6 protein-coding genes and 1 tRNA gene are annotated in these 5,582 nt (G+C 45.3%); 4 read left to right on the forward strand and 3 right to left on the reverse strand.

What is annotated here, in order from left to right:
• Positions 1-378: 378 nt before the first annotated feature.
• From ACE1CM_RS09585 to ACE1CM_RS09595, 3 genes are all read right to left on the reverse strand, one after another.
• Complete coding sequence (locus tag ACE1CM_RS09585) at positions 379-1,293, reverse strand: transposase (RefSeq protein ID WP_374877186.1); 915 nt, start codon at positions 1,291-1,293, stop codon at positions 379-381.
• Positions 1,294-1,306: 13 nt separating this feature from the next.
• Positions 1,307-2,350: a hypothetical protein gene (locus ACE1CM_RS09590; protein ID WP_374877187.1), complete on the reverse strand. Its 1,044-nt coding sequence runs from the start codon at positions 2,348-2,350 to the stop codon at positions 1,307-1,309.
• Positions 2,351-2,512: 162 nt separating this feature from the next.
• Positions 2,513-3,172 (reverse strand): Npun_F0813 family protein, encoded by a 660-nt coding sequence (locus tag ACE1CM_RS09595; protein ID WP_374877188.1) that lies wholly within the window; start codon positions 3,170-3,172, stop codon positions 2,513-2,515.
• Between the two features lie 310 nt (positions 3,173-3,482).
• Between ACE1CM_RS09595 and ACE1CM_RS09600 the strand changes: the two genes are divergently transcribed.
• The 4 genes from ACE1CM_RS09600 (at position 3,483) to ACE1CM_RS09615 (ending at position 5,080) form a co-directional block, all read left to right on the forward strand.
• Positions 3,483-3,722 carry a hypothetical protein gene (locus tag ACE1CM_RS09600; RefSeq protein WP_374877189.1) on the forward strand — a complete coding sequence of 80 codons (240 nt, stop codon included), beginning with the start codon at positions 3,483-3,485 and terminating at the stop codon, positions 3,720-3,722.
• A 185-nt stretch (positions 3,723-3,907) separates the two neighbouring features.
• Positions 3,908-3,981 (forward strand) — tRNA-Arg (locus tag ACE1CM_RS09605).
• Positions 3,982-4,285: 304 nt separating this feature from the next.
• Positions 4,286-4,744, forward strand: coding sequence for an Arm DNA-binding domain-containing protein (locus ACE1CM_RS09610; RefSeq protein WP_374877190.1), 459 nt, complete (start codon positions 4,286-4,288; stop codon positions 4,742-4,744).
• Between the two features lie 66 nt (positions 4,745-4,810).
• Entirely contained in the window at positions 4,811-5,080 is a 270-nt protein-coding gene (locus ACE1CM_RS09615; protein WP_374877191.1) for a tyrosine-type recombinase/integrase, read from the forward strand.
• The last annotated feature ends 502 nt before the right edge of the window (positions 5,081-5,582 follow it).

Raw genomic sequence — 5,582 nt, forward strand, 5'->3', positions numbered from 1 at the left:
TTGGGAACCAGTGCTACTGCTTCTTTTGGGTATGTAAGACCAAAACGACCGGGACGTAAAAAATCCACGGTCGTGGAGGCGATTCCCAGTGAAGGAAGAAGCCCCCACCATACCTGAAAGGTTGGTGGTGGGTAGTTCACTATTCAGTGTTTTAACTGTTATGTAGGATGGGGTTAATGTTACAAATATTTTTTTAATTTTTTTAGCCGTATCAAACTCGGTGGAAAAATTGGGATTAGTCTATAGCAGTTAGTTTCAACAATGACAAAATTCAAAGGTTCGCGGTTCGCCGCGCAAGTTGCAAGGATACTGGTATAAAAAGCGCTATGAGCAATCGCTCATAGCGCATTCAAAGTTTTTGCTTGCGATCGAGTACTGCTAATTCAGCGATAGGGAATAAACCTGACCATCGATTAGCAGGCGAGTAATGCCTTTCGCTTTGAGATGATCGCCAACTTTTTGCAGCATCTTGCCATCGGGAACTTTGATCACCCGCTGGGTACGATTAGAAAAGCGACGCGCCACCCGGTGGTTGTCAAAAACAGGTAAAGTTCTCTCTTGGATTTCTTCTTGGGGAATTATACCCAAATCGCCGAAATCTTTGAGCGGTCTTGCCACCAATTCTGCCGCTCGATCTACCACCAAGTAACAGGTTTTGGGAATCAACGCTTGCGACAGCGGCAAAACCTGAACTTTAACGCCAGCTCGTACCGTCCTTCTTAAGATTGGCGCTTCGTCTTCCTCGTCTTCCTCATCCGCATCTTCAAAATCTTCGTCGTCTTCGTCTTCCTCATCTTCATCCAAATCTGCCAACTCTCCCTGAAGCTCTAACAGATCTTCAGGTAGCATTTCTCTGAACGTGCTGGCTGCTTCAGCATAAGTTGCATCGAGCAATTCATCCTTAGTTGCTGCACGAGGCACAGGAACCTCTCTCGGTGGTAATGGTGCTTCTAGCTCTAGTGGTTCGCCCTCTGTCTCGTCCACCGCAGTTGAACGCCTTCGCCGCAGTTTGGCGGCGGGGGTTGTAGCTAAAGGTAACTCTAATTGCAGCGAAGGCGAAGTCTCGACTTGGACTTCCTCAGGTTCGTAACTCTCCTTCAGCGTGCGACCGGAACGTTTTTGCTGAATCAGCACTTCGTATTCCGAAGGCGACAGCGTGCTTTTGAGGAAACGACTGATTGTCGAGTGGCTCACATCATACCGCATAGCCAGTGTTGAGGTCGTCTCGTCGGTTTCGCGATACAACTTAACGATCTCAACTTTGTCGGCATCGGTTAATTTTCTGGCGCTCATACGGCTTTTTTTCCTAACCCCGTCTACGTCCAGCGGGGCGACGAGAACGGCTTGATGTATCGTATTCCAGGGCTGCTCCAATTGCAAACAGCACACCGCTAAACACCCAGAATACTTCCGGTAGAGAGCCGCTCTGATAATCTGGTTGTTTTTCGGCCCACTTAAACCACATATCTGCAATGTACAGCGACAACGCCGCCGCTGCGATTACCCGCCAAGATTGAGCAAAACGTCCTCCCCAGAAAGCTAACAGCAGCATTGTTGCCAGAATTAACAGACAAATATCGCTCACCACGTAAAACAGACTGATAGGAGCGGCGAGAGGTTTTAGCTGTTCGTCTAATGTCATAATCCAAGCCGGTGCTGCTGTTTTTTCAACCGCAGCTGGTTCTGGACTAGGGGTTGGTTTGGGAGATGGCGATGCTTTGGGTGCAGGGGTTGGCTGTACTGGGGGAGCTTTTGGTGCTGGTTTAGTCGTTGGCGATGCTTGTTGGACGATAATTTCGGCAATATTTTGGTGTTGTGGCATTAACTCTAAGGCTGTGGTTGGCAAGGTTGTAATCCACCAAGCCAAACCAGATCCAATTAGAGCGATTGCCAGGACAATTCCCGACTGCCACCATACCAGACTCAGTCGCTTAGATTTTACCGCCAGGATCATTCCCCAACCCAGAGAAATATAAGTCGCGATAAAAAAGAAATCCCCAAGCGATACATCTGGTTCTAGACCTAAAAACAGTTCCCAATAGCCAAACAACAAGTTCCCTATGAAATAGAACAGCATTCCCAGACCAATTCCCAGCCAGACCCCGCGTCCGCTGACAATTTGAGGACTGCGCCAATTTCTAAAACACAGCAACGATGCTGCCAGGTATGCCACCTGTTCAAAAATATAGGTTCCATAGACGTACCACGTTGGGCGCTGCGTCCCTGCCGGTGTAATACTGAACAGCATAAAAAATAAAAGTGCTAGTACAGCCCAAGCAATTCCACCCATGACAATTGTCTGAACGGGTATAAGGGATTTAGGACTGGATTTATCAGAAGGGTTACTCATAGGGATGCACTGACAATGGTAATAGCTGGTGATGGAAAGCGCCGTATTCAATCTGGTTGCGCCACTGCTGATGTCAACCTCGTAACGCACTGGCTGCAAGGTAGCCAGCCAATCGTGGCGCTTTGACTTGCCCTCACACCTCAATCGAATTGATCGCTGCGGTTATCGCCACAGCTTACCAAGGGGAGATTGATTCAGCCAACTGATAAAGTGAGTTCGCTCTGCCTCCGGCATATCTTCTAAAGCGTCGATGGCTCTGGCAACAAAGCTGGTATTGCCGAAATACTGTTTACCAAGACGATGCAACTCTTGCAACAAGGTAATCAGATGGTGTTCTTCCCAAGGGGGAACCTGGGAGCCTGAGAGCGGGTCTAGTGTTAGTAAATTTTGTACTGCCTCCGGCGATTCCGCCTTGGGAAAGCGCCACTGCTGAAATACCTCCGAGATATTTTTTTGAAATAATCCAGCTTGCCTGGAACCTAAAAGGTCTTCGATGTCTATATAAACCGCTTGGAGCAGCAAGAGACACGCTTGGGTAAACGGTGTCGTCTTGACGCCCTCGCCAGCATCGCCAGCGAGCTGATCCAGACGGACTTTACCCCAGACGCTGTATCGCTCCGGTTCCTCCAATAATACACAAGCTTTCCCGCGATTGTCGGTTAGATCCCGCCAGAAAGCTTTGGCTTCTTCCTCTTGACTCGCTTTAAACACGCTGATTAAGCGAAAGGTTTGCCCCTGATAATGGAGAATCGGAATCTGCTGGTCCCGATTTGGGTGCTGAATGCTTGATATTTCAACATCCTGCCGTTTCAGAATAAACATGTCACTGGCAATTGACTCCTGTCAGGACCACTGGGTGCAGATGCGATTGTCACTGCGATCGCACCTGTCTCGATGCAACGAGCTTAGTACAGCTCGTCCATGAAGGCACAAACGAGCGCTCGCGCAGTTGAATATCACACTATCTTATCCAACACCCGTGCTGTTGGTCTTTATTGCATCCTCTCCCTTTCCAAAAACGGGAGATTCTACCTCACCAAAACCCCAGCTTGTCGCCCTGAACCTTGCGGAACGGCTATCTGGCTGTTGCAAGAGACGAATCCCTAGGGATCTGCTCTGCTGGCGAACCTTTTTGCACGGACTAAAAGACGCGAAGACTCCCAAAGGCAGATTGTCGATATTGGCTCTGGTGCCCCTAGCAAGGCGGATTCCTTACCTGAATGCGGTTGAACTGCATTCTGCATCAAAAGCCATCCTGGTTAAACCTGTCAGAAAAGCGCCGGTACTTTCAACCTTGCGCTCATCAAGGAAAACCTTGATCTGCGATCGCAATGCTATCGATGAAGCAATTCTACTACGGCAAGGCGGTTAAAACCCCCCGGAGCGGCTTAGATTCCCGTAAAAATACGCGTCTCCAAGCCTTCCGGACTATTTAGGCGTACACATACTATAAGCTGCTACAGGGTCAGAAGCCCTAAAAGTTTGGTCGAGGTCTAGTACACCCCCTATGGCTGCACAAATCTCGCTCAATTTTGATAATATGGCACACAGGTAGTTGGGTGCGTAACTCAGGTGGATAGAGTAACTGCCTTCTAAGCAGTCTGCCGCAGGTTCGAGTCCTGCCGCACCCGTTTAAGTCAAATCATAGTCAAGATACAGCGCAACATGTGTAAAAAAGTACTTTTTCTACCATTTAATTCGCTCAAATACTTATTATTTCGTCTTTTTTCTCAAAGCCCGTGACGAGGATTGAACTCGTGACCTCGCCCTTAACAAGGGTGTTATAACCTACGTAAATACTAGCTATTGCAAGACCTAATAAAATTATTAGGTCAGTTTTAGGTCAGACGTGGTAAAAATTAAGTAGGCAGGAATAATCAAATTTGCAGTGAGAGTATTCCTACCTACTATTTTTTTATGGGATAACCCAAGACTATGGTAGCACCAAAACAACCCCTGGATAATCACGGCTCTATTCGTATTCGCTTTACCCACAATGGTATCCGCTTTACACTAGGTTCTTTAGGTCAGTACAACGACCCCATAGCCGTAAAACACGCTCAAACTATCTGTGACAGGATTGCTTTAGATATTGCATCTGGTAACTTTACAGCGACTAATAATGGCGAACTAGCACTCAAGTACAATCCCAATGCCATTACCAACTTTGTAAAACAAGCTAGTCGAGGTATTCAAGAGTCAATCGCAGATTTACCTACTGAGAAAAAACCTACTCTAGTTGAACTACTAGAGGCACGACTGGAGAAAAATTTTAGCGGTTCAGACAAATCAATAATTGCTTTATTAAGAGAGTACCATCGAAACATAGAAAGCGTTGAAGATGCACATAATTTCGTAAACTGGTTAAAAACAAATCGTGGATTATCAAATTAAACTATTCAGCGTTACCTCAATACTTTAAAAGTAGTATATTTTGAATTCAAAAATATAAAAATAAAGATTGAATCCAAACCATTACCTAAACCGTTCACTGTAGATGAGGTGAAAGCCATTATTAACTGGTTTGAAACCAGCAAATATTACAAACACGCTGATTATGTCAAATGCTTGTTCTGGAAAGGTACTAGAACAAGCGAAGCAATAGGATTACAGTGGAAACACATTGACTTTAATCGAAATCTGCTGTTGCTCTATGAATCTTTAGGAAGGAATAAAAATAGCACTTCCAAAAGAGTGCGTAAGGGTACTAAGACCAACAAAATGCGATAATTTACTCTGGCTTATGGTTTAATAGAAATGTTGAATAAACGGTATGACCAGAGTGATAAAAATCCAGAAGCATTAGTATTCCCTAGCCCTAATAGTAAACCAATCGACGATCACAACTTCTCTCAACGGATTTGGTCAAGATGTTTAAAGGAATTGGGAATTGAACATAGACCCCAATACAATACCAGGCATACATTCATTAGTCATTTTCTCGAAAAAACTAAGGATGTAGTTAAATGTGCAAGTTTAACACATGGGAGTAAATCAGGGATTCAAACAATCTACAACAACTATGCTGGCATCATCAATCGTGTAGAAGTACCTAATTTGTTCTAGACACTCAACTTAATTTACGAAGTACAGGATAATAGAAATACAACTGCTATCCTTTTTTATTTCGGAAAGGTGACGTGGGCATAACCGTACTCTAATATACTGGGATAACGCCCATTTTTTGGTTTCCAACTATTACGGTTTAATGCTGAGTTTGCTAGAATTGTAT

The sequence above is a fragment of the Microseira sp. BLCC-F43 genome (assembly GCF_041929235.1).
Taxonomy (GTDB): domain Bacteria; phylum Cyanobacteriota; class Cyanobacteriia; order Cyanobacteriales; family Aerosakkonemataceae; genus Microseira.

What these genes read in the sequence shown, in the direction of transcription:
- ACE1CM_RS09595 (WP_374877188.1), bottom strand. Translation starts at nt 3,172, where the DNA reads ATGTTTATTCTGAAACGGCAGGATGTTGAAATATCAAGCATTCAGCAC.
- ACE1CM_RS09590 (WP_374877187.1), bottom strand. Translation starts at nt 2,350, where the DNA reads ATGAGTAACCCTTCTGATAAATCCAGTCCTAAATCCCTTATACCCGTT.
- ACE1CM_RS09585 (WP_374877186.1), bottom strand. Translation starts at nt 1,293, where the DNA reads ATGAGCGCCAGAAAATTAACCGATGCCGACAAAGTTGAGATCGTTAAG.
- ACE1CM_RS09610 (WP_374877190.1), top strand. Translation starts at nt 4,286, where the DNA reads ATGGTAGCACCAAAACAACCCCTGGATAATCACGGCTCTATTCGTATT.